Annotated in this window: 19 protein-coding genes; 4 read left to right on the top strand and 15 right to left on the bottom strand. The window is 70.3% G+C overall.

The features are described 5' to 3' along the window. The first annotated feature begins 171 nt into the window (after positions 1-171). The 3 genes from GH681_RS19860 to GH681_RS19850 all read left to right on the top strand — a co-directional run bounded on the left by GH681_RS19860 (position 172) and on the right by GH681_RS19850 (position 2,070). A complete protein-coding gene (locus tag GH681_RS19860; protein WP_153163286.1) occupies positions 172-843 on the top strand; it encodes a thiopurine S-methyltransferase in 672 nt (223 codons plus the stop codon). Positions 844-927: 84 nt separating this feature from the next. Then, on the top strand, positions 928-1,359 hold the full coding sequence (locus tag GH681_RS19855) for an oxidoreductase (RefSeq protein ID WP_153163285.1): 432 nt from the start codon (positions 928-930) through the stop codon (positions 1,357-1,359). A gap of 75 nt (positions 1,360-1,434) precedes the next feature. Then, positions 1,435-2,070 (top strand): FMN-binding negative transcriptional regulator, encoded by a 636-nt coding sequence (locus GH681_RS19850; RefSeq protein WP_153163284.1) that lies wholly within the window; start codon positions 1,435-1,437, stop codon positions 2,068-2,070. Between the two features lie 19 nt (positions 2,071-2,089). Here the strand turns inward: GH681_RS19850 and pdxH are convergent, their stop codons facing one another. The 7 genes from pdxH to GH681_RS19815 all read right to left on the bottom strand — a co-directional run bounded on the left by pdxH (position 2,090) and on the right by GH681_RS19815 (position 15,560). Then, a complete protein-coding gene (gene pdxH / locus GH681_RS19845; RefSeq protein ID WP_153163283.1) occupies positions 2,090-2,734 on the bottom strand; it encodes a pyridoxamine 5'-phosphate oxidase in 645 nt (214 codons plus the stop codon). A 38-nt stretch (positions 2,735-2,772) separates the two neighbouring features. After that, the gene (locus GH681_RS19840; protein ID WP_153163282.1) at positions 2,773-5,436 is read right to left on the bottom strand and encodes an AAA family ATPase; all 2,664 of its coding nucleotides are present in this window, start codon (positions 5,434-5,436) and stop codon (positions 2,773-2,775) included. Beyond that, complete coding sequence (locus GH681_RS24070) at positions 5,433-6,545, bottom strand: DNA repair exonuclease (protein WP_153163281.1); 1,113 nt, start codon at positions 6,543-6,545, stop codon at positions 5,433-5,435. The genes GH681_RS19840 and GH681_RS24070 overlap by 4 nt, the downstream gene beginning before the upstream one ends. Positions 6,546-6,609: 64 nt before the next feature. Beyond that, positions 6,610-9,549, bottom strand: a complete 2,940-nt coding sequence (locus tag GH681_RS19830; protein ID WP_153163280.1) for an EAL domain-containing protein — start codon at positions 9,547-9,549, stop codon at positions 6,610-6,612. Then, the gene (locus GH681_RS19825) at positions 9,546-12,956 is read right to left on the bottom strand and encodes a response regulator (protein WP_153163279.1); all 3,411 of its coding nucleotides are present in this window, start codon (positions 12,954-12,956) and stop codon (positions 9,546-9,548) included. Before GH681_RS19825 ends, GH681_RS19830 begins: the two co-directional genes overlap by 4 nt. Beyond that, positions 12,953-13,489, bottom strand: a complete 537-nt coding sequence (locus GH681_RS19820) for a YfiR family protein (RefSeq protein ID WP_153163278.1) — start codon at positions 13,487-13,489, stop codon at positions 12,953-12,955. Before GH681_RS19820 ends, GH681_RS19825 begins: the two co-directional genes overlap by 4 nt. 19 nt (positions 13,490-13,508) lie before the next feature. Further along, complete coding sequence (locus tag GH681_RS19815; protein WP_153163277.1) at positions 13,509-15,560, bottom strand: TonB-dependent siderophore receptor; 2,052 nt, start codon at positions 15,558-15,560, stop codon at positions 13,509-13,511. A gap of 256 nt (positions 15,561-15,816) precedes the next feature. On the opposite strand from GH681_RS19815, the gene GH681_RS19810 reads away from it, so the two are divergent. Then, entirely contained in the window at positions 15,817-16,386 is a 570-nt protein-coding gene (locus tag GH681_RS19810) for a winged helix DNA-binding protein (RefSeq protein ID WP_153163276.1), read from the top strand. Here GH681_RS19810 and GH681_RS19805 read toward each other — a convergent pair. From GH681_RS19805 to GH681_RS19770, 8 genes are all read right to left on the bottom strand, one after another. After that, entirely contained in the window at positions 16,383-16,649 is a 267-nt protein-coding gene (locus GH681_RS19805; RefSeq protein WP_153163275.1) for a SemiSWEET family sugar transporter, read from the bottom strand. The two genes, GH681_RS19810 and GH681_RS19805, sit on opposite strands and share 4 nt — an antisense overlap. Before the next feature lie 3 nt (positions 16,650-16,652). Beyond that, positions 16,653-17,669 carry a 2Fe-2S iron-sulfur cluster-binding protein gene (locus GH681_RS19800; protein WP_153163274.1) on the bottom strand — a complete coding sequence of 339 codons (1,017 nt, stop codon included), beginning with the start codon at positions 17,667-17,669 and terminating at the stop codon, positions 16,653-16,655. Beyond that, on the bottom strand, positions 17,660-17,992 hold the full coding sequence (locus tag GH681_RS19795; RefSeq protein ID WP_153163273.1) for a non-heme iron oxygenase ferredoxin subunit: 333 nt from the start codon (positions 17,990-17,992) through the stop codon (positions 17,660-17,662). The genes GH681_RS19800 and GH681_RS19795 overlap by 10 nt, the downstream gene beginning before the upstream one ends. Before the next feature lie 52 nt (positions 17,993-18,044). Further along, a complete protein-coding gene (locus GH681_RS19790) occupies positions 18,045-19,205 on the bottom strand; it encodes an OmpP1/FadL family transporter (RefSeq protein WP_153163272.1) in 1,161 nt (386 codons plus the stop codon). Beyond that, on the bottom strand, positions 19,202-19,984 hold the full coding sequence (locus GH681_RS19785) for an SDR family oxidoreductase (RefSeq protein ID WP_153163271.1): 783 nt from the start codon (positions 19,982-19,984) through the stop codon (positions 19,202-19,204). Before GH681_RS19785 ends, GH681_RS19790 begins: the two co-directional genes overlap by 4 nt. Positions 19,985-20,126: 142 nt before the next feature. Next, positions 20,127-20,666: a flavin reductase family protein gene (locus GH681_RS19780; protein WP_153163270.1), complete on the bottom strand. Its 540-nt coding sequence runs from the start codon at positions 20,664-20,666 to the stop codon at positions 20,127-20,129. Beyond that, positions 20,656-21,924: a styrene monooxygenase/indole monooxygenase family protein gene (locus tag GH681_RS19775; RefSeq protein WP_153163269.1), complete on the bottom strand. Its 1,269-nt coding sequence runs from the start codon at positions 21,922-21,924 to the stop codon at positions 20,656-20,658. Before GH681_RS19775 ends, GH681_RS19780 begins: the two co-directional genes overlap by 11 nt. Positions 21,925-21,951: 27 nt before the next feature. Further along, positions 21,952-22,431: a nuclear transport factor 2 family protein gene (locus GH681_RS19770; protein ID WP_153163268.1), complete on the bottom strand. Its 480-nt coding sequence runs from the start codon at positions 22,429-22,431 to the stop codon at positions 21,952-21,954. Positions 22,432-22,438 lie beyond the last annotated feature (7 nt).

The raw sequence follows: 22,438 nt of genomic DNA, 5'->3' as shown, positions 1-22,438 counted from the left end.
ATGGCGCCCGGGCATCCGTTCAAGCCGCCTCGCCCCGCGGGGCATCAACCACCGATCGGCGCCCGGAAGGCGGGCGCCGGTGCCAGGAGTCGCTCCGCCGGTCAGGCAGCGGGGAACCTCATGGACGCACCGCGCCGTCCATTCAATCCTCCCCGAAAGGACGGACGCGTCATGCCTAACCGCGACAACGAGCGCTGGCAGCAGTGCTGGCGGGATCACGAGATCGGCTTCCATCAGGCGGCGGTCAATCCGCTGCTGATCCGCTATTGGCCGGCGCTCGGGCTGGCGGCGTCGGACAAGGTCTTCGTGCCCCTGTGCGGCAAGAGCCGCGATCTGCTGTGGCTGCACCAGCAGGGCCACGAGGTGATCGGGGTGGAGCTGAGCCCCATCGCCGCCCGCGCCTTCTTCAAGGAAAGCCGCCTGCAGCCGGTGCGCCACAAGCTGGGCGCCTTCACCCGCTGGAGCAACGGCCGGCTGGCGATCCACTGCGGCGATTTCTTCGCGCTCACTGCCGCCGATCTGGGGGACGTGAAGGCGATCTACGACCGGGCCTCCCTCACCGCGCTGCCCGAGGAGCTGCGGGCCGCCTATCTCGCCCACCTGCGCGCCATCGTGCCCGCCGACTGCCGGATCCTGCTGCTCACCACCGAGGACGCCGAGGACCACGAGACCGACGAGGAGCTCCTCGCCATCTCGGCGGAGATCGCCGGGCTTTACGGGCGGCTCTTCAATGTGGAGCTGAAGAGCGCCCAGTGCTTTCTCGAAGCCCTGCCCGACGGCGCCCCGGGCGAGCTGGGCCGGGTGGTCCAGAAGGTGTATTTCCTCACCCCGAAGCCGGTCTAGCCGGCCATCGTTGCCCGTGCGTGATCCGGCTTCAATCCGCTGCCCGTGCTGCCGTTAAACCGGACTTTGAACGGGGGACCGAGCATGAGCCTGCGTTATTCCCACGAAGAACTGTTCCGCAGCCTGCAGGCGCTCGAAGAGGCCACGTTTCCGAAGGTGTGCCGCAACTGTGGTCAGGCGTATGCCGACGCCGAGGAGTTTCTGGCCGCCACCCGCCAGGTGCGGGCCGATCATTCCGGGCTCAAGGCGAGCATCGACGATGACGGTAGCGCCGTCGTCGAGGTCTTCCGCAACTGCGTGTGCGGGTCGACCCTGCTCGAAGTCTTCTACGATCGCCGCGACCAGACCGCGAACGGGCTCAAGCGGCGCCAGCGCTTTGGCGAGCTCCTCGACAAGCTGCTTGCCGACGGCGTCGATTTTCAGGTGGCGCGCACCGAGCTGCTGAAGGTCGTCCGCGGCCAGCCCCACAATCTCATCGGCCTGATCCGCGCCACCAAGGACGGCGCCGGCGACTGAGCCCGCCGGGGGATTCCCGGCCCCGCGGCAACATGGGACGATGGCGCCCATCCGATCCCTCGCCCCGCTGCCGCCATGTACATCCCGCCCGCCTTCCGCGAATCCGACCCCGACGCCCTGCACGCGCTGATGCGTGCGCACCCGCTGGCCTTGCTCGTCACCCACGGGCCGGGCGGGCTGATGGCCTCGCCGGTGCCCTTTCTGATCTACCCGGATGAAGGCGAGCACGGCGTGCTGCGCGCCCACGTGGCCCGGGCCAATCCCCACTGGCGCGAGCTGGCTGGGCTGGACGAATGCCTGGTGGTGTTCCAGGGTGAGGAGGGTTACGTGACGCCCTCGTGGTACGCCACCAAGGCGGCCACCGGCAAGGTGGTGCCCACCTGGAACTACGCCACCGTGCATGCCTGGGGCCGCCCGGCGGTGGTGGAGGATGCCGGCTGGCTGCGCCGCCAGATCGGCGATCTCACCCGACTGCAGGAAGATCGCCGCCCCGAACCGTGGGCGGTGGATGATGCGCCGGCAGATTTCATCGCCGCCCAGATGAAGGCCATCGTCGGCATCGAGATTCCGATCACGCGGATCGAGGGCAAGTGGAAGATGAGCCAGAACCGCGCCGCCGAAGACCGGGCCGGTGTGGCGGCGGGCCTGGCGGATGCTGCCGACCCGCACCACGACGCGGCGCTGGCCGACGCGGTGAAGCGCCGCCTGTAAGCCCGCCGGGCTCAGGCCCTCAGGGCGCCAGCCGTGCCTTGTGCCACGCGCCGTCCTGCAGCCGGTAGGCGATGCGGTCGTGCAGGCGCGAGGCGCGGCCCTGCCAGAACTCCCAGTAATCCGGCACCAGCCGGTAGCCGCCCCAGTGGGGCGGGCGGGGCGGGTTGAGGCCGAACTTGAGCCCGTACTCCGCCGCCCGGGCGACGATGGTGCCGCGGCCCGGGATGGTCTCGCTCTGGGGCGAGGCCCAGGCGCCGATGCGGTGGGTCAGCGGCCGGCTGGCGAAGTAGGCGTCGGATTCCTCGGCCGACACCTTCTCGACGCGCCCCTCGATGCGCACCACGCGCTCCAGCTCGACCCAGTGAAACTGCAGCGCTGCGAAGGGCTGGTGTTCCAGCTCGCGGCCCTTGCGGCTGGCGTAGTTGGAAAACCACACGATGCCCCGGGCGTCGCAGCCCTTGATGAGCACCACGCGGGTGGACGGCCGGCCGTCGGGGCCGACGGTGGCGAGGGTCATCGCGTTGGGTTCGGGCAGGCCGCGGGCGAGGGCTTCGTCGAGCCAGGCGCTGAACTGGGCGGTGGGTTCGGCGGCCACCTGGTCTTCGTCCAGGCTGCCGTGCTCGTAGCTCTTGCGCAGGTCGGCGAGGTTGGGCTTGTCGGTCATCGGGGGGCTCCGGGTTCGGTGCGGGGTTGGACGCTGGCCTAGCTGCGCAGGTTCGCAATGGCCCGCGGCGCCACACCCAGGTCGCGCCAGCATTCCGGGTGGCAGCTGAACAGCAGGATCTGGTGGCGGGTGGCGGCATCGAAGAGGACGCGCTTCATCTGGGCGAGGCGTTCGGCGTCGCTGTGGACCAGGGCGTCGTCGAGGATGATCAGCGTCGGCCGGCCGGCTTCCTTCAGCAGGTCGGCGTAGGCGAGGCGGCTGATGACGCCCATCTGCTCCCGGGCGCCGAAGCTGAGGGCGTCGAAGGGGCCGGTTTCGGCCCCGGCGCTGCCGTCGGGCCCGCGGCGGGTGAGGGCGCCGGGCTGCAGGCGCTCGTCGATCTCCAGGCTGGCGTCGGGGAACAGCAGGTGCAGGTAGTGATCGAGATGGCGCTTGAGGGGCGCCTGCAGGCGCCGGGTGAGGGCCTTGCGGCGGGCCTGCAGCAGCCCCAGCAGGTGATCGAGCGCGCCGGCCCGGCGGGCGAGCTCGGCCCTGCGGCGCTGGGCCTGGGCGAGGTCGCGGGCGACTTCGGCGCGCTGTTCGTCGAGGCCCAGGGCGCCGGCGGTCTGAAGCTCTACGTCGAGGCGCAGCAGGGCGTCGCGGCGTTCGGCGAAGCGCTTTTCGTGGAGTTCCGCGCTGCGGGTGAAGCGCTCCACGTCCTGCCGGAGCAGGTCGGGGCGGGCTGCGTCGATCTGGCGGGCGAGGGCCTCGATGCGGCTGGTGAGGGCGCCTTGGGCGGCCTGGGTGTCGATGAGGTCGGCGCGCGCGCGGGCCACGCTGTCGGCCCGCCCGGGTGCGTCGAGCACGGCCTGGGCGGCGGCGGCTTCGCGGCTGGCGGCGGCGTGGGCGGCTTCGGCGGTGGCGGCGTCGGCCTGGGTTCGGGCGAGCTGCGCGGCGAGGGTGTCCGCCGCGTGGCGGGCGGCGTCCTCGGCGGCCTCGGCTTCGGCGATGGTGGGCGGCGGGGTGTCGGGCGCGGCGGGCAGGCGGTCGAGGGCCTGCTGGGCGTCGGCGGCGCGGGCGAGCTGGGCGTCGCGCTCGTTCCGCAGGGCGTCGAGGCCACGGGGGGCGAGATCCTTCAGCCGGGCGGCGGCGGCCTTCACCTCGAAGTCGAGCTGCTGGCCGGCGCGCTGGCGGGCCTCGGCGGCTTCGAGGGAGTCGAGGCCCAGGCGCGCCAGGTGGGCGGCGTGGGCGTCGGCGAGGTCGATGCCGGCCTGGGCGAGCCGGGCCAGATCGGCGCCGCCGGGGGTGATGGTGAGCTGGCCGATGCCGGGCAGCGCGACGCGGGTGGCCTCGAGGAGCTGGCGCTCGCCGTTGCCGCTCACCGGGTCGTCGCCGATGCGGATCGTGCGGCCGTCGTCGAGGGCGAACTGCAGCCGGGTGGCGGCGGCGGACTGGCGGATGCGGTTCTCGTCGAGCTTGCGCTGGCGCTCGCGCAGGGCGGTGAGGTCGGCGTCGTCGAGGCGGCTGGCGGCAGCCTGGGCCTGCAGGGCGCGCAGGGCGGCCTGGGCGGCTTCGGCCTCGGTGAGGCGGGCGGCGCCGTCGGCGGCCTGCTGGCGCAGGGTGGCGAGCTGGGCGGCCAGCTGCTGCCGGGTGTCTTCCTGGCGGGCGAGGCGCAGGGCCTGGCGGGCGATGTCGGCGGCGCGGGCGGCGTCGGCGTGGCGGGCCTGCCACTGGGCGGACTGGCGGCGGGCGTCGTCGGCCCGGCGCGCGGCCTCGATGGCGTCGGCGTGGCGGCGGCGGGCGTCGTCTTCCTGGCGGGCGAGGGTGTCGAGCTGCTGGCGCAGCAGGCGGATGCGCTCGTCGAACTGGCCGGCCTGCTGGCGGGCGGCGGTGAGATCGCGCTCCACGTCCTGGATGGCGGCGAGGCGTTCGGCGGCGTCCCGGGCCTGGGCGCGGAAGCCGAGCCAGGGCTGCTCGGCTTCTTCGGCGCGGTGCTCGCGGCGCAGGGCGGCGAGGTTGTCCACCTGCCGACAGTAGCTGGCGATGGCGCTGTCGAGTTCGGCGAGGCGGGTTTCGAGGGCGGCGACCTGGCTTTCGGCGTCGGCGAAGGGGCCGCGGGGACGGCCGCCGGCCGGCGTGAGGAGCTCGTTGCGGGCGGCCTCGACCCGGGCGAGGATGGCGTCGCCGCGGCTGCTGGCGACTTCGCCGAGGGAGTGGTCGAGCGATTGGCCGAGTACCCGGTTGAGGTGGCCGGCGGCGTGGCTGACCGGCTCGGCGATGGAGTGGGCGGTGCCCTGGGTGATCCACAGCAGGCCGGGGATGCCCCAGTGCTCGCTCTTGCTGCTGCCTTTCTGGGCGAACTGGAAGCCGAGGAGTTCGGCCAGCTGGTCCTCGGCGTCGGCGCCGTCGAACTGGCGGGCGCCCAGCTGCAGGTCGCAGCGGGCGCGGCCGAGGAAGCGCTTGGTGAGCCGGCACGGTTCGCCGCCGAGGTCGAAATCCAGCTCGATGGTGGGGGCGGCGCTGCTGTCGCCCCAGGGCTGCAGGTCATCGACGCTTTTCGAGCGGTGGCGCTCGAAGAAGGCGGCGCGGATGGCGGCGACGAGGGTGCTCTTGCCGGCCTCGTTGGGGCCGGTGAACACGTTGAGGCCGGGTTCGAAGCCGCTGATCTCGAGGGGCTGGCGGAACTGGCGGAGCTGCTCGACGCGCAGGCGGGTGAGTTTCATCGGGCGGCGCTCCGGTCGTCGGCAAGAAAACCGGCCAGCAGGGCCAGGGCGTCCCGGGCGGGGCCGTCGGGGCGGGCCTTGAGGTCGGCGCCCAGTTCGGCGATCACGTCGCCCAGGTAGCCGTCGGCGTCGAGGGCGGCGATGTCGGCGTCGGTGGGTTCGAGGCGCAGGGCGTCGAGATCGGCGCTGAGGCTGCGGGCCTTGCCGCCAGCCCGGGCGAGGGCGTCCTGCAGGCAGCGGTGGCCGGCGAGGTCGGTCTGGCCGGTGACGCTGATCTGCACCACGTCGGCCGGGCCGAAGGCGTCGATGCGTTCGAGGGCGGCGTCGAGATCGGTGGGCACCTGCAGGTCGATGGTTTCGCTCAGCCAGCGGTACTGGCCGGTGGCGACGGGGGTGACTTCGGGCAGCGCGCCGGGGCCGGCAAGGCGGACGAGTAGGGCCTGGCCGGAGTCGTTGGCGCGGTGGCGGTCGGTCTCGGGGGTGCCGGCGTACCAGCAGCGTTCATCGACCCGGCGGGTGCCGTGCCAGTCGCCCAGGGCCAGGTAGTCGAGGCGGGCCTGGGCCGCGCGGCCGGCGGCGATGGGGTTGGAGGAGTCGATGCCGTCGGCCAGCAGGCCCTGCACGCTGCCGTGGGCAAGGCCGATGCGCGGCAGGCCCACGGGCGTTTCGGCGCTGGCGAACCATTCGGTGAGGTCGGCGTGGGTGATGCGCTGGGTGAGCGGCGCCGGGAGGATCGCCAGCCCGGCGACGACGAGCGGCGCGGGCTGCAGGCACACGTGCACGTTGGCGGGGATGGCGCCGAGGCGGGCGGCGCGCGTCCATACCGATTCGGCGAGGCCGGCGTCGTGGTTGCCGGGGATCATCACCCACGGCCCGGCATAGCCGGCCATGGCGTTGAACAGGCGGAAAACGGTGCGGTCGGTCACGCCCTGGGCGTCGAACACGTCGCCGGCCACCAGCACGGCGTCGGCGCGGTGGTCGGTGGCGAGGCGGGCGAGGCGCTCGATGGCGGCGAAGCGGGCTTCGGCGAGGAGGGCCGCGTCGTCCGGGTCGAACTGGCCGAAGAGCTTGCCGATCTGCCAGTCGGCGGTGTGCAGGAGGGTGATCACGGGCGGCAATCGAAAACGGGGAGGCGGCGCGGATTGTGGCACGCCGGGGCAGCGGGCGGGCTGCTCAGGCGCAGCAGAAGGCTTCGAACTGGTCGGCCGGCACCGCGCGGGAATACAGGTAGCCCTGGGCGTAGTCGCAGCCGATCTGGCGCAGCAGGTCGCGCTGGAGTTCGGTCTCGACGCCTTCGGCGATGACCTTCAGGCCCAGCTTGTGGGCCATCACGACGATGGCTTCGCAGAGGGCGAAGTCGGGGGCGTCGGGGCTCAGGTTGCGGGTGAAGGACTGGTCGATCTTGAGCACGTCAATGTCGAACTTCTTGAGGTAGGCGAGCGACGAGTAGCCGGTGCCGAAGTCGTCGATGGCCACGCCGATGCCGGCGTCGCGGAAGCGCAGCAGGATGTCGAGGATGCCCGGCTCGGTGTTCATCAGCAGGCCTTCGGTGATCTCGATGACCAGGTTGGCGCCGGGCAGGTCGCCGCTGGCGAGCAGGTCGGCCCACTGGCGGCAGCTGGGGCCGCTGACGTTGAACTGCACCGGCGACATGTTCATGCTCACCTGGAAGTCTTCGCCGAGGGTGTCGCGCCAGCGGCGGGCCTGGCGGATGACTTCGCGGAAGACCCATTCGCCCAGGTCGTGGATGATCCCGGTGTCTTCGGCGACGGGGATGAACACCGCCGGGCTGATCGTGCCCTGGGTGGGGTGCTTCCAGCGCAGCAGGGCTTCGGCCTTGGTGACGCGGTTGGTGTCGAGCTCGACGATGGGCTGGTAGTAGACCTCGAGCTGTTCGGCCTCGACCGCCCGGCGCAGCTCGCCGGCGAGGCGCACGCGCTGCTCGGCGCTTTGCTGGAGCGCCCGGGTGAAGAAGCGGAAGCAGCCCCGGCCGGCGTCCTTGGCGAGGTACATGGCCTGGTCGGCGTGCTTGATGAGCTCGCTGATGGTGAGGCCGTCCTCGGGGAACACGGCGATGCCGATGCTGGCCGAGACGAAGTGTTCCTGGTGGGCGAGGAGGAAGGGTTCGGACAGGCGATCGATGATGTCCTGGGCGATCCGGCCGATCTCGCTGCCGCCGTGGAGCTCGGACAGGATCACGGTGAATTCGTCGCCGCCCAGCCGGGCCACGGTGTCGTAGTCGCGCACGCACTGGCGGATGCGGCTGGCGGCTTCGATGAGGAGCAGGTCGCCGATCTCGTGGCCCTGGGTGTCGTTGACCTCCTTGAAGCGGTCGAGGTCGATGAACAGCAGGCCGACCGTGGTGCCGTTGCGCTGGGCCTTGCGCACCTCGCGCTCCATGCGGTCGTTGAACAGGCGGCGGTTGGGCAGGCGGGTGAGGTGGTCGTAGTTGGCCTGGGTCCAGATGAGGTTGTCGACCTTCTTCTTTTCGGTGATGTCGGAGAACAGCACGACCCGCCGATGCACCGAGGCGTCCTCGCGATACACGGTGCTGACGGTGGCCCAGGCGATGAACTCGCGGCCGTCCTTGCGCCGGCTGGTGATCTCGCCCTGCCAGCGGCCGGTGGTGTTGACCGCCGCCCACAGGTGCCGGTAGGGCTCCGGGTCGGAGGGGTCGGCGGGCAGCATCACGGGTTCGTGGCCGGCGGTTTCTTCCTGGCTGAAGCCGGTGATCTCGGTGAAGGCCGGGTTGACGGTGAGCACCCGGTTGGTGGCGTCGATCACCATCACCGCCTCGGAGGTGGTGGCGAACACCGTGGCGGCCAGGTGGAGTTCTTCTTCGGCGCGGACCCGGCTGGTGATGTCGCGGTTGCTGCCGCGGCTGCCGAGGAAGCGCCCGCGGGCGTCCACCACGGGCTGGCAGATGTGCTCGATCCAGCGCTCGGAGCCGTCCCGGGCGCGGATGCGGAAGTTGAGCAGGTGGTGGCCGCTGGGCGAGGGCTGCTGCTCGTCGTGGGCGTCCCAGATGGGGAGGTCGTCGGGGTGGATGATCTTGCGCATCAGGCCGGGGTCGCCGACGAAATCCACCGCGCTGTAGCCGGAGACGTCCTGGCAGGCTGGCGAGACGTACAGGTAGCGGCCCTGGGGGTCGATCCAGTATTCCCAGTTGGGGGAGTACTCGGCCAGGATGCGGTACTTCTCCTTGCTCTCGGCGAGGGCCTCGTTGGCTTCCTGCAGCGAGGCCATGCGCTCTTCGATGAGCTGTTCGAGGGAGCGCTGGAGGCGGCTGAGATCCAGGTGGGTGCGCACCCGGGCGCGCACTTCGTCGATGTCGAAGGGCTTGGTGATGTAGTCGGCGGCGCCGATGGAGAAGCCGTGGAGCTTGTCCACCACGCTGTCGGCGACGGTGACGAAGATCACCGGGATGCGGCCGCCGCTGGGGCTGGACTTGATCCGCCGGCACACCTCGTAGCCGTCCATGCCCGGCATGATGATGTCAAGGAGCACCAGATCGGGCGGGTTGGGGCCGGTGGCCAGTTCGACCGCGCGCTGGCCGTTGGCGGCCACCATGATTCGGTAGTCTTCGTGGAGCGCGGTGGACAGGCCGTGGAGGTTCTCGGGGATGTCGTCCACCAGCAGCAGGGTGGACTTCTCGGCGCGCAGCACGGCTTCGGCACCGTTGCCGGCGGCGGTCTTGCGGCGGTGGCAGCGCAGTTCGAGCTGGTTGCGCACGCGCAGCAGCAGGAGCTCGGGATTGACCGGCTTGGTGACGTAGTCGGCGGCGCCCAGGCGCAGGCCGACGGCTTCGTCGGCGGTTTCGGCCAGGGCGGTGACGAAGATCACCGGGATGTCGGCGGTGGCGGGATCGGACTTGAGGCGGTGGAGCACCTCGTAGCCGTCCATCCCGGGCATCCGGATGTCGAGGAGGATCAGCTCGGGGGCCGGCTGGCGGGTGGCCAGCTCGAGGGCCTTGGGGCCGGAGGTGGCGACGACGACGGCAAAATCATTGCGCAGGATGCCGACCAGCACGTGCAGGTTCTCGTGCACGTCATCGACGATGAGGATGCGCGGCTTGTGGTTCTTGTCGGCGGGTGCGGCGGGGGTCTCGTTCATGGCGGGCCGGCCAGTTCAGCGTGCAGGCTCTTGAGCAGGGCGATGGCTTCGTCGATCTCGAAGAGATCGAGCTTCTCGGCGATCTCGCGGATGACGGCCTCCACGGCCGTGCCGGCGACGCCTGCGCGCAGCGTCGTCATGACCGCCTGGGCAGCGCCCAGATCGGATTCCAGTAATTCGATCAATTGTGCCACCTGTTGGCCTGCCTCTGCAGGCTCCATGCTGGCGGCGGATGGTGCGGCTTCCGGCGGGGTTTCGAGGCGCTCGATGTCGGCCATCACCTCGCCCAGCAGCCGGGCCATCCGGGTCAGGTCGGCGGGCTCGGGGCGGGTCTCCTGCTTGAGCTGGTTGTCGATGTCGGTCACGCAGGCGAACAGGGCGTCGGCGCCGATGTTGCCGCAGACGCCCTTGAGGGCGTGGCAGAACTCCTCGGCTTCCCGCAGGGGGCGCTCGTCGATCATCGTGGCGAGGGTGTCGGCGGCGCCGGCGTAGCGGGCCCGGAAGCGCAGGAGCTGCTTGCGGTAGGCGCCCTGGTCGCCACCGATGCGGCGCACGCCCTGCTCGCAGTCGATGGTGGTCAGGCGGTGCAGGTCGTCATCGAGGTTGCTGGTGCTGGCGGGCAGCAGCTGGGCGGTCTGGGGAATCTGGAGCCAGCGGGCGAGGGCGGCCTGCAGGCGATCCGGCGCCACGGGCTTGGTGATGTGGTCGTTCATGCCGGCGGCGAGGCTGCGCTGCTCGTCGTGGGCCATCGCCAGGGCGGTCATGGCGATGATCGGCAGATCGCGGAAGCGTTCGCCGCCGGGCTGATTGCCCAGGGCGCGGATCTGCCGGGCGGCTTCGAGGCCGTCCATCACTGGCATGTGGATGTCCATCAGTACTGCCGCGTAGGCGTTTTCGCGGACCATTGCGACGGCCTCGGCGCCATTCACGGCGGAATCGACCACGGTGTTCATGCTGCGCAGCAGCTCGGTGGCGAATTCGCGGTTGATGTCGTTGTCTTCGACCAGCAGCAGGCGCGCGCCGCGCAGATCGCAGCTGCCCGGGCGCAGGGCGCTGGCGCGCCGCTCTTCGAGAATGCGCCCGCGGCCGAGGCTGGTGAGGATGGTGTCGAGGAGCATCGACGGCGACACCGGCTTGACCAGGAAGGCGTCGGCGCCGGCCTGCTCGGAGGCGCGGATGACGTCCTCGCGGCCGTAGGCGGTGATCATCACGATCTTCGGCTTGTGCTGGATGGCCGGGTTGGCCTGGATGCGCCGGGTGACTTCATCGCCGTTCATCATCGGCATGCGCCAGTCCATCAGCACGATGTCGAAGGGTGGGTCGGCGGCCTGGAGCATGGCCATCGCGGTGGGGCCGTTGGAGGCGACGCTGACTTCCAGGTGGAAGAAACGCAGCATCTCGGCAACGATCTCCCGCGAGACCTCGTTGTCGTCCACCACCAGCACGTGGATGCCGGCGAGCAGCGGGCCGGCCTTCTCGACGAGGCGCTGGCGGTGGGTGCGGGCTTCGGGCGAGACCTTGAGATGCACGGTGCAGCACACCGTGGTGCCCTTGCCGGGGACGGATTCCTCGATCCAGATCCGCCCGTCCATCAGCTCGACCAGGTGCTTGCTGATGGCGAGGCCGAGGCCGGTGCCGCCGAAGCGGCGGGTGGTGGTCTGGTCGGCCTGGGTGAATTTCTGGAACAGCCGGCTGACGAGCTCGGGCGTCATGCCGATGCCGGTGTCGCGGATCGAGAAGTGCAGGGTGAGGTCGGTGTCGGTGGCCTCGATGCAGCGGAAGGCGAGTTCGACTTCGCCCTTCTCGGTGAATTTGACCGCGTTGCTGCACAGGTTGAGCATGATCTGGCCGAGGCGCAGCGGGTCGCCCACCAGCACCGGCGGGATGGTCACGTCGTAGCGGATCAGGAACTCGATGCCCTTCTGTTCGGCCTGCAGGACGATGGTGTCCTTGAGCTGTTCGAGCACCGCGTCGAGGCCGAACTCGATGGATTCGATCTCGAGCTTGCCGGCCTCGATCTTCGAGAAGTCGAGGATGTCGTTGATGATGCCCAGCAGCGAATGGGCGGCGCCCTGGGCCTTGGAGAGGTAGTTGGAGAGGCCGGGCGGCAGCTCGCTCTTGAGGGCCAGGTAGAGCATGCCGATGATGGCGTTCATCGGGGTGCGGATCTCGTGGCTCATGGTGGCGAGGAACTCGGACTTCATCCGCGAGGCGTCCTCGGCGAGGGTCCTGGCGCGGATCATTTCGTCCATCGCGGCGCGCTCGGCGGTGATGTCCTCGACGACGCCCACCATGCCGCGGGACGGGTCGGCGGCGTCGATCACCCGGGCCGACATGCGCACCCACATCCGGCCGGCCTCGGGCTGGGGGATTTCCAGCTCGCGGCGGATCGTCTCGCCCCGGGCCAGGGCTGCCTCGACCTCGGCGCCTTCCGGGCCGCTGCGCCACAGGCTGGCGAGTTCGCTGGCGGTGACGTCGCCGAGGCCGAACATCTCGTCCATGCGCCGGTTCTGGTGGGTGATGGCGCCGTCGCGCACCAGCACGATGCCGACGCTGGCCGAGTCGAACAGGGCCTGGAGCTCGGCGGTGCGGGCCCGCACCCGTTCTTCGAGTTCTTCGTTGGCGAGCTTGAGCTGGGCTTCGTTGTCGGACAGCCGGTGGTTGCTGTCGATGAGGGCCTGGTTGCGCTCCTCGATGGCGTCGAGCATGCCGTTGAAGACATCCACCAGGGTGCCCACCTCGTCCTCGCTCTCGGCGCTGGCCCGCAGGCGGTAGTCCTTGTTGGTGGAGATCGTCTTGACGGTGCGGGTGAGGCGCTCGATCGGCCCGGCGACGACGCGCTGCCAGCGGGTGGCGGCCAGCAGGGCGATGAAGGACACCGCCAGGGCGATCAGCCCGGCGAACAGCAGGTAGTCGCGCCACAGCTGGTTGAGCTCGGCAAAGCTGGCGCGGATGAATACGGTGCCCAGCTGTACGCCGTCCTCGATGACCGGCTCGGTGAGATGCAGGTAGCCGTCTTCAATGACCGTGCCGCCAGCGGTGGCGGGGGGCGGGAAGCGGAAGGGGCGCTCCTCGCCGCTGTCGTAGCGGGCGAAGACGCGTCCGTCGGCGTCGTAGACGCAGGCGGCGACGATGGCCCGCTTGACCTTCAGGGCGGTGAGGGTTTCGCCCACGACCTTGTCGTCGTTGAAGATGAGGGCAGCGGTGCTGCGGTTGGCGACGATCCGGGCGAGGGAGGAGAGGTCGCCGATCAGCTGGTCGGTGACGCGCATCCGTTCGTAGGCCACGAAGCCGGCGGCCTGGACGATCAGTGCGACCACGCTGGTCAGCACGATGAGCAGGACCAGCTTGGTCTTGATCTGCATGCGGTCGAGGAAGCCGCGCCTGTCGGTTGAGGGCCGCATCATTGCACCGTTCTTGCCAGTTCGAGCAGCTTGGCGCTGATCTTGAGGTTGGCCTGGCGGGCCGCGTCGGGGTTGATGTCGAGCTTGATCCGCCCGTTGTCGGAGAAGAAGCCGACGATGCCGCCCGCCGAGGCGAAGCCGTCCACGTCGCTGATGGTGAGAACGCTGCCCCGCAGCCGGCCGAGGATGTCGTGCCAGCGGCGTTCGGAGCGGCCGATGTAGAGGGCGTTGCAGCCCGCGAGATCGGCGCCCGGGTCCATGTCGACCCGCAGGCTGCGATCCTTGATCTGCTTGCCGGAGAGCTCGGCGAGGAGCTGGCCCACGGCGTCGGTGCCGGCGACGCACAGGCGCAGGGGTTCGCTGCCGGCCTGGGGCCAGTCGACGAACTTGAGCACGTGAAACACGTAGGCGGCCTTGATCTTGGCTTCGAGCTCACCGGCGGCCCAGGCCGGGGCGTGGGCGAAGGCCAGCAGCAGGCTCAGCAGCCAGCCCAGGACGAACGGGCTGCGGCGTGATCGGGAGGCAGATGCGCGCATCGCGTGGCGGCCGCGGTGATCAGTAGCGCACTTCGACGCCGGCAAACCCGCTGATGCCCGGATCGCGGAAGTCGAAAGGCATGCGGTACTGGCGATCGGTGAGGTTGTTCAGGTCGGCGGTGGCGAGCGCGGTGTAGCCGGCCGTGCGGGAGAGCACCTTCTGGGCGCGCAGGTTGATCACCCCGTAGTTGCCGAAGGACTGCCGGCTGGCTCGGTCGGTGCTGTCGTAGTACCGGCCGACCCAGTGGTAATAGGCCGCCACGACGAGTTCGCCGGGGAGCGGGACGACCAGCCCGGCGTTGGCGAGGCGATCCGGCGCGAAGGGGATCTGGCTGCCGTCGTTGCCGGGGTTGAGGTTGTCACTGATCCGGGTGCGGGTGTGGGTGAGGTTGGCGAAGGCGGTGAGGCCGGCGCCGAGGGCGTAGCGGGAATCCAGCTCGAAGCCGGCCGAGCGGGCGCCGCCGGCGTTTTCAGAGCGCACCTGGGAGGGCACGGCGCTGACGATGTTGGTGACGATGGCGTCGCTGATGGTGTTCACGAAACCGCGCAGGTTCAGGTGCAGGGCGGACGTGGCCTGCCAGTCGACGCCCAGGTCGCGGCCGATGCCGCTTTCGGGGCGCAGGGCCGGGTTGGGCAGCTCGCCGCTGGCGCCGGGCGTGGGCACCGTGCCGCCGATCTGCTTGGCGGTGGGCACCATGAAGCTGGAGCCGGCGTTGCCGTAGAAGGCGAGCCCGGGCGACAGGTTGTAGCGCGCCCCGACGCTCCAGAGGTTCTTGCTCCAGGCGGCGCTGGTGGTGGTGGGCGCGTTGCCGCCCAGCAGCGCGTAGTCGTGGTGGATGGTGTTGCGGCGCAGGCCGGCGCGCAGCACCCAGTCGTTCCAGCGCAGCTTTTCCTGGATGAAGTAGCCGGTGGAGCGGGCCTCGGCCCGGTTGGCGGGTGTGGTGGCGCCGGCGGGGCTGCGGGTTTCGGTTGCGTAGTCGACCCACTGGCCATCGACGCCCAGGGTGAGCAGCGAATCCCGGGCGAGGCGGTAGCTGGCGGTCAGGTCGGCCGGGCGGATGGTCTGGCGGTTGAGGTCGCGATTGACCAGAGCGAGGCTGGACGGGTAGTCGTCGTGGGAAAAGCGTCGATCGTAGTGGCGTTCGCCGTACTTGAACTGGAGGTGCCAGTCGTCGTTGATGGCGTTGTTGTAGGCGAAGTTGAAGGTGTTGTGGGTGTGGTCGAAATCCCGGTTCGGGCGGCCCATGGTGCCCTGGTGGGCGGTGTACTGGTAATACAGGCTGATCGTGTGGTCGGGCCGGCCCAGGGCGTAGGACAGGTTGGTGAAGACCCGGTCCTTCTCGTAGTGGGGCCGGCTGGTGGTCTGCAGCCACGAGCCCGGGTTGCCGTACTGGCGGTAGTCGGCGAGCTCGTGGCTGGCGCTCACGATGTAGCTGAGCTGGCCGCTGGCGCCCTGGGTGTAGGCCCGTGCGGCGCGGGTGCCCCACGAGCCGAAGCCGGCGGCGAAGCGGGTGAGCGGGGTGTCCACGCGGTTCTTCAGCACGAAGTTGGTGGTGCCGGCCAGCGGCGCCTCGTTGCCGACGAAATCCATCGTCAGGTAGTTGGAGTACAGCACCGAGGCCGGGCCCTTGTGGATCTCGATGCGCTCGATGGCCGAGCTGTCGAGGCTCATGGCGTCGGCGAAGGCGTCGATCGGCAGGCCGTCGAGGAGGTAGCTGTTGTACTTGGGCCCGAGGCCGGCGTACGAGCCCCAGTTGGAATCGTTGCGGGACAGCACATTGACGAACTGGCCGGAGGTGTGGCGCATCAGCTCGGCCAGGTTGCCGTTGGGCGTGGGCAGGCGCGCGATCTCGTCGCTCTTGAGGACGACGATGCGCTGGGTGACGGAATCCGGAGTCTGGCCGAGCTTGGTATCGGTGACCACCAGATCGGCGAGCTGTTCGAGGCTGGTGGCCTCGACAAAACCGCTGAGGGGAAGGTTCGTGATGTCGCCGGAAGCCGATGGCGGCGCGTCGGCGTGGGCGAGCGCGCAGGAAAGAGCGATGACTGGGGTGAGATGCTGCGGCTTCATGGATCCTTCCACGATCTGCCCTGAGTATGCGATTCGTCCGGCAACGTTTTTTAACAATATGAGGCCGGAATGTTATAGCGCCATCGCCTGAAGATCAAACGGATACAGGCATATTTTTGCCATTCTGGCAGGGCCCCCGGGGCCGGTGAGGCCGCCCTGCGATCTACGCCTTTCGTCGTAGGCCGATGGGGTGGCCTGCGGGCGGGCCGGATCTGGGTTAGATTCTGGCCTGTTCCAACCGATTGAGTGCCCCGCCGTGACCGCAAGACGCACTGCCACCCCCGATGCCGTCGATGATGCGCCCGCCCAAGACGCGGTGGCGGCGCAGCCCTGGCATCTGGCCGCCTCCGACGCCGAGCGGGTGGTGGCCGAGTTCGAGCATGCCCTGATCTGCCTGTGCGAAGCCTTCGGGCGTTACAACATGCAGGGGCTGGCCGGGGTGTCGGACGAGGCGAGCTTCTCCGGGCAGGACAACATGGTGCTGCACATCATCCAGACCCTCGACCGGCCCAAGAGCCTGTCGGACATCAGCCGCTTCATGAACCGGGACGACCTGGCCAACATCCAGTACAGCGTGCGCAAGCTGCTGAAGGCCGGGCTCATCGAGAAGGCCAGCGACCGCTCGGCCCGCGGCACCACCTACCGCACCACCGAGGACGGTCGCGAGGTGGTGGCCGCCTTCGTGGCCCGCCGGCGTGATCTGGTGCTGGCCCCGGCCGAGGAGATGGAGCAGCTGCGCGAGCAGCTCCGCGGCGCCACCAAGGTGATGAGCCACTTCATCGGCCTGTACGACCAGGCCGCGCGGGTGCTGACCACCCGCTCCTAGCTGGCGCCGTCGCCGAACCTGCGCTTCATCGCCAGGATCACCAGCGCCACCGCCAGGATCACCCCGTTGGTGAGCACCAGCGGCAGCGCGCCGCGGCGCAGGCCATAGACGATCCACAGGGCCACGCCGGCGATCAGCACCGCGTACATCGCCCACGACACGTCCCGCGCGCTTTTGGTCTTCCAGATCTGCCAGGCCTGGGGCACGAACGCGGCGGTGCTGAGGCAGCCGGCAATGGTGCCGATGAGGGTGTCGATGTCCATCGCTCAGAAGAACCGGTCGAAGTGGATGCGCTCGGGCGGCAGGCGGTGGGTGACCTGCAGCAGCTGCTGGACGGCCTCGACCATCGGCGGCGGGCCGGCGAGGTAGAACTCGGCCTCGGTGAGCCGTTCGCCCAGCACCGCTTCGGCCAGCTGATGCACCGGGCCCACCGGGCCGCGCAAGCCACCGCGGGCGGCGGCGTCCGGGTCCGACACCGCGGCGTGGTAGCGGATCGTCTCGCCAAAGCCGGGTAGGGCCGCCAGATCGGCCTCGCCGCACAGGTCGGACGGGGTGCGTCCGCCGTAGAAGAAATCCACCCGCCGGCCGGCGAGCGCCGGATCGGCCGCCACGCCGCGGGCGACCGACAGCATCGGCGCGAGGCCCGATCCACCGGCGATGCACACGATGTCCCGCGGGCTGTCGGTGCGCAGGTGGGCGAGGCCGTAGGGGCCGTCGAGGCCGACGCTGGCGCCCACGGCGAGACGCTCGAACAGCGTGGTGGACGCGCCGCCGCCGGCCACCTTGCGGATGCGGAAGTGCCATTCGCCCGCCCCGTTGGGCAGGTTGGCCATGGAGTAGGCGCGCTCCCGGTCGAGGCCGGGCAGGGCCAGCAGGGCGTACTGGCCGGGGCGGAAATCCGCCGGGGCGTCGGTGCGCAGCACGAACTCGCGGATGTCGTGGGTGATCTGCCGGCTGGCGACGAGGGTGGCGCGGTGGCGCACCGGGCGGATCGCCGGCTCCGGCTGGGGTGGCAGGCGCAGCTTGAGGTGGACGTCGCCGGCCGGCAGGCTCTGGCAGGCCAGCACGCGACCCTTGCGGCGGTCACGGTCGGAGAGGCCCGGCGCCTCGGGCCACAGGTTGGCCACCTCGCCGGCGGTCACCTCGCAGCGGCAGCAGCCGCAGGCGCCCACGCCGCACTCGTAGGGCAGCGCCAGCCCGGCGCGCAGGCCCGCGCGGAGCAGGGTGTCGCCCTCGGCGCAGTCGAAGACGGCCTCGCCGTCATTCAGGGTGATCACGGACATGCGGCCTCCGTCTCGTCGATGGCGGCGTAGATGGCCTCGTCCTTCACCTCGACGCGATACACGCGCAGCGGGATCGAGCACGGCGCGCCGGCCGGGCGGCCGGTGGCGATCTCGAAGGCGCCCTGGTGGTAGGGGCACTCAACCACGCCGTCGTCGCAGTCGATCTCGCCGTCGCACAGGGACGCGTCGCCGTGGGTGCAGGTGTCGTCGGTGACGTAGAAGCGGCCGTCGAGGTTGAACACGGCCAGGGGCGGACGGTCGGTGAGTTCGATGCGGTGGCAGCCGCCGGCGGGCACGTCGCGGGTGGAGCAGAGCTGTTTCATGGGGATGTCCTTTCTTGTCGTCGTGGGCCGGGCCGAAGCCCGGCCGGCCGGGTTACCACTTCCAGGCGTAGGCGGCGCCGATCCAGTTTTGCGACATGCGCACATCGACGCCGGCGCTGGGGCCGGTGCCCTTCACTTCCTCGCCCAGCACGCGGGCGTACACCACCGACAGCTCGCTGCGGTCGGGGAGCGTCCAGGTGGCGCCAGCGGTCACGTGGTTCTGGGGCGTGACGGGCGCCAGATAGTTGAGGGTGGTGTCCTTGCCGGCGACGATCTGGGTGCCGTGGCTGAAGCCGCCCCGCACCTGCAGCGCCGGGGTGGCCTGCCAGCTGGCGCCGATGCGGCTGATGGTCTGGCTGTGCCAGCCAAAGCCCGCCTGGGCGTCGGTGAGCGCGTTGCCCAGCGACTTGATGTCGCCCCAGTTCACCCGCATCAGGTCGGCGGCGATCACCACGCCCTCCACCGGCCGCACAGCGATGCCCACGCCGTAGCGCTCGGGTACGTCGAACTCGCCGTTGTGGGCGAGCAGGTTGCGGTAGGCGTCGAGCTTGCCCATGCGCATCCGCGCCGCGTACATGGCGCCGAGGGTCACCTTCTCGCTTACCTGGCCGGTCCAGCCGAGCTTGAAGCCGGCGCCCATCGAGGTCTCGGTGCCCTGGCCTTCCTGGCCGGTGGCGTCGGGCACGCCATCCACGCGGAAGCGCTGGTAGGCGAGGTCGAGCGACACGCCGACGGCCTGGGTGTCGGAGAGCTTGACCGCGTAGGTCGGCGACACGATCACCTGCATCAGCTTGGCGCCGTCCTTGCCGCTGCCGGGGCCGCCGAGGATGTTGGTGTCGTACTTGGTGGTCACGCCGTTGCCGTACACCGATACGCCGACGGACTGGCGGCTGTCGAGCATGCGGTTGTAGCCGAACTCGGGGATCGGGATGGCCTTCACGCCGTCGCCGTCGAAGTCGGTGCCGCCGAAGGTGGAGGCGGGCTTGGGCATCACCACCGCGAGGCCCAGGTCGAGTCGGTTGCCGACCAGCGCCATGCCCGCCGGGTTGTTGGCGGCGGCCAGGGCATCCTGGGGCAGGGCGATGGACGCGCCGCCCATGCCCTGGGCCTTGATGCCGTAGCCGTGGGGCATGGTGCCGTTGGCGGCGAGGGCCGGCAGGCTGGTGGCGAGCGCGGCAGCGAGAAGGGTGAGGCGCAGGGGCAGGCGGGTCATGACAGCAGCTCCGAGATGGGGGAAGTGGCCTGCTCGGGGCCGAGCGCCGCGTAGCCGCCATCTACCGGCAGGTTGCTGCCGGTGATGAAGCGGGCGTGGTCGGAGGCGAGGAACAGCACCGCGTCGGCCACTTCGGCCGGATCGCCAATGCGTCCGAGCATGTGGAAGGGGCGGGCGACGGTGTTCACCTTGTCGCGGTCGCCGCCGGAGATCTGGTCGAGGATGCCGGACCACGTCCAGCCCGGCGACACGGCGTTCACCCGGATGCCGTCGGCGGCGAGATCGAGCGCCGCGCTGCGGGTAAGTTGCAGCACCGCGGCCTTGGTGGCCGGGTAGGTCCACCGCCCGGCCTGGGCCACGCCGGCGCTGGTGGAGCCGAAGTTGATCACCGCGCTGCCGCGGGCCATGTGGGGCCGGCAGGCGCGCAGGAACATCGCCGCGCCGAACACATTCACCGCGAAGGCCTTCTCCCAGTCTTCCCGTGGCGAGGCGGGGCCGTTGTCGGCGTAAATGGCGGCCACGTTCACCAGACAGTCGATGCGCCCGAAGGCCTTTATCGTGGCCTGCACGCAGGTGTCGATGTCGGCGTCGCGGCTCACGTCGGTGGCGACGAAGCGGGTGGTCTCGCCCAGCTCGGCCACGAGCGTCATGCCGCCGGTGCTGTCGATGTCGGCGATGACCACCTTCGCCCCCTCGGCCACGAAGGCCCGGGCGATGGCGGCGCCGATGAGGGTGGCGCCGCCGCTGACGATCACCACCTTGTCCTTGAGTCCTCTCATGTCGGTTCCTTGATGTCTTGTTGTTTCAACTCTGGGGCGAGGTGTGAGGGAACGATTCAGTCGCCTGTGCGCCCCAGCGTCAGCGCACGAGGTCTCAGCCCGACCTCCTCACCCCTCACTCCTTACTCCTCACGGCCGGCAATCAGCCGGCCATCGCCGGTTCGGCGGGCAGGGCGGCGCCGAGCTTGCCGCGGCAGAACAGCAGCGGCGTGCGCTCGCTCCAGCGGAAGCGCAGCACCCGGCCGAGCAGGATCTGGTGGTCGCCGCCGGGATAGACGGCTTCCAGCGCGCATTCAAACTGCGCCGCCGCGCCCGGCAGTAGCGGGGCGCCGCCGGCGCCGGGCGTCACCGTCAGCCCGGCGAACTTGTCGGCCACCGGGCGTCCGAAGCGGTGGCACAGGTCGATCTGCTCGTCGGTCAGCACATTCACCGCAAAGTGGCTGCCTTCGGTGAAGGCGGCCAGGCTGGGCGAGCGGTTGGAGAGGCTCCACAGGATCAGCGGCGGGTCCATCGACACCGAGTTGAAGGAGCTGGCGGTGAGGCCGACGGGGCTGCCGTCCGGCGCGACGGTGGTGACGACCGTCACGCCGGTGGCGAAGCTGCCGAGGGCCTTGCGCAGGGCCTGGGGATCGCCGCTCGGGCCATCCCCCGCCCAGCGGGCGGCGTGGGTGTCAGGCTGCACAGCGTTCCTCCGTGCGTTCGGCCACAAAACGGCGGGCTTCGTCGAGATCGGCGATCCACGGCCAGTAGTTGCGCGGGTTGTCGAAGCAGCGCATGAAGGCGTCGGCCACCGGCGGGTGCTGGGAGGCGGCGCCAAGCACGGTCATCACCGGCTCGCCCGGCGGGTTGAGCAGGGCGTTGGTGAAGGCGGTGGTGTAGCTGGCGGATTCGTCCCAGAAGGTCTCGAAGGTGTCCTTCATCCAGGCGGCGTCGAAGGCGGCGTTGCCGTTGGCGACGATGCGGGCGACCAGGTGGCGCACCATCCGCGCGGCGTTGTTGGAGCCCTGGCCGGCGATCGGGTCGTTGAGCACCGCGGTGTCTCCGATGGCCATCACACAGGCGCCGGAGGGCAGCTGGCCGATGGGTTTACGCACGGTGGGCACGAAGGCGCCCTTCAGCCAGGCGTCCTCATCGGTGAGCTCGGCGCCTTCCATGTGGTGCAGGTCGTCCGGGGCGAACTCGGCGATCACCTGGCGGGCGATCTCCAGCAGCTCGTGGCCGTCCTTGGCGTCCTGGAAGCGGTCCATCGGGCCGCCGGGGATGGCTTCGAACAGGAAGCTGCGGCACTCGCCGCGGGTGTGGGTGTAGAAGGGCAGCGAGAAGTATTCGCCGACGCCGGCGATGAAGTTGAAGCGCAGCGGGCGGAAGGGCACGCGCTTCCACGGATGGTCGCCGGTGAGCTTGGGGCCGGTGAGGAGCATCGCGGCGAGGTTGCGCGGCGGGGCGCTGTGCACGCTGCGCTCGTCGTCGCGGGCGAAGAAGGCGTTGATCTGGCCCTTGCCGGCGGCGACCATCGTGAGGTCGGATTCGGCGGCGATCTTCTCGAGATCGGCCACCGACACGGCCTGGATGACCAGCTTGCCGCCGCGGCGGGGGAATTCCTGCAGCCAGCGGGAGAACTTGGTGCGCTGGTCGAGGGCCTGGCCCTGCAGGTCGCCCAGGCGGCCCTGCACGGTGAGGCCGATGCTGCCGTCCGGCCCGCGGAAATCCACGTGCATGCCTTCGCCGTAGGGCACCAGGTCTTCCCAGAAGTTGAGGCCCAGCTCGCGCTCGGTGGCGAGGGTGGATTCGAACAGGAAGGCGGTGCTGGGGATGCGGCTGTTGAGCACCTGCTCGGGGCTGCGGTCGGTGTAGAGGGAGACGGAATAGCCCTTGTCGAGGAGGGCGAAACCGAGCAGCAGGCCGGCCTGGCCGCCACCGATGATGGAGATCTTGCGCATGATTGGGTCCTCGGAATCTGTGTGGGTTCAGTCGGCCGCCGGCAGGGTCTTCCAGCCGTCGGCGTGCGGGCTCAGGAGCTTCAGGTGCAGGCGGACGTGGGTGAAACGCCAGCCTTTTCTGCCTTTCTTGAGGCGGCTTTCGTACCAGCCGCCGATCCAGTGGGCCTCGGCCTCCTCGCCGACCCGCGCCAGCTCCCACAGGTACCAGTGGCAGCGGGCGCGGCGGCCGTCGGGGGACGGCTCGACGAGGGGCGAGACCATGTAGTGCAGCGACCAGCGGATGGCCTCGCGGCCGATCCGCGCCAGCTCCGCGGCGATCTCGTCGCGGCCCCGGTAGTGGCCGAAGCCTTCGCACACCCATTCGGCGTCCTTGGCGAACAGCGGCCCGAGGATGGCCGGGTCGTTGTTGCGGTCGGCGCCGAGGGCATAGCGGGCCACCAGGGCACGGATCGCCTCGATGTCTTCGAGGCGGGTGAGGCGGTCGGCGAGATCGGGAGCTGGCTTCATGGTCGAG

It is taken from the genome of Zoogloea sp. 1C4, assembly GCF_009469605.1.
GTDB classification, from domain to species: Bacteria; Pseudomonadota; Gammaproteobacteria; order Burkholderiales; family Rhodocyclaceae; genus Zoogloea; species Zoogloea oryzae.
Note: the sequence above shows the minus strand (reverse complement) of the source record. Positions and strands in the feature narration are given on the sequence as shown.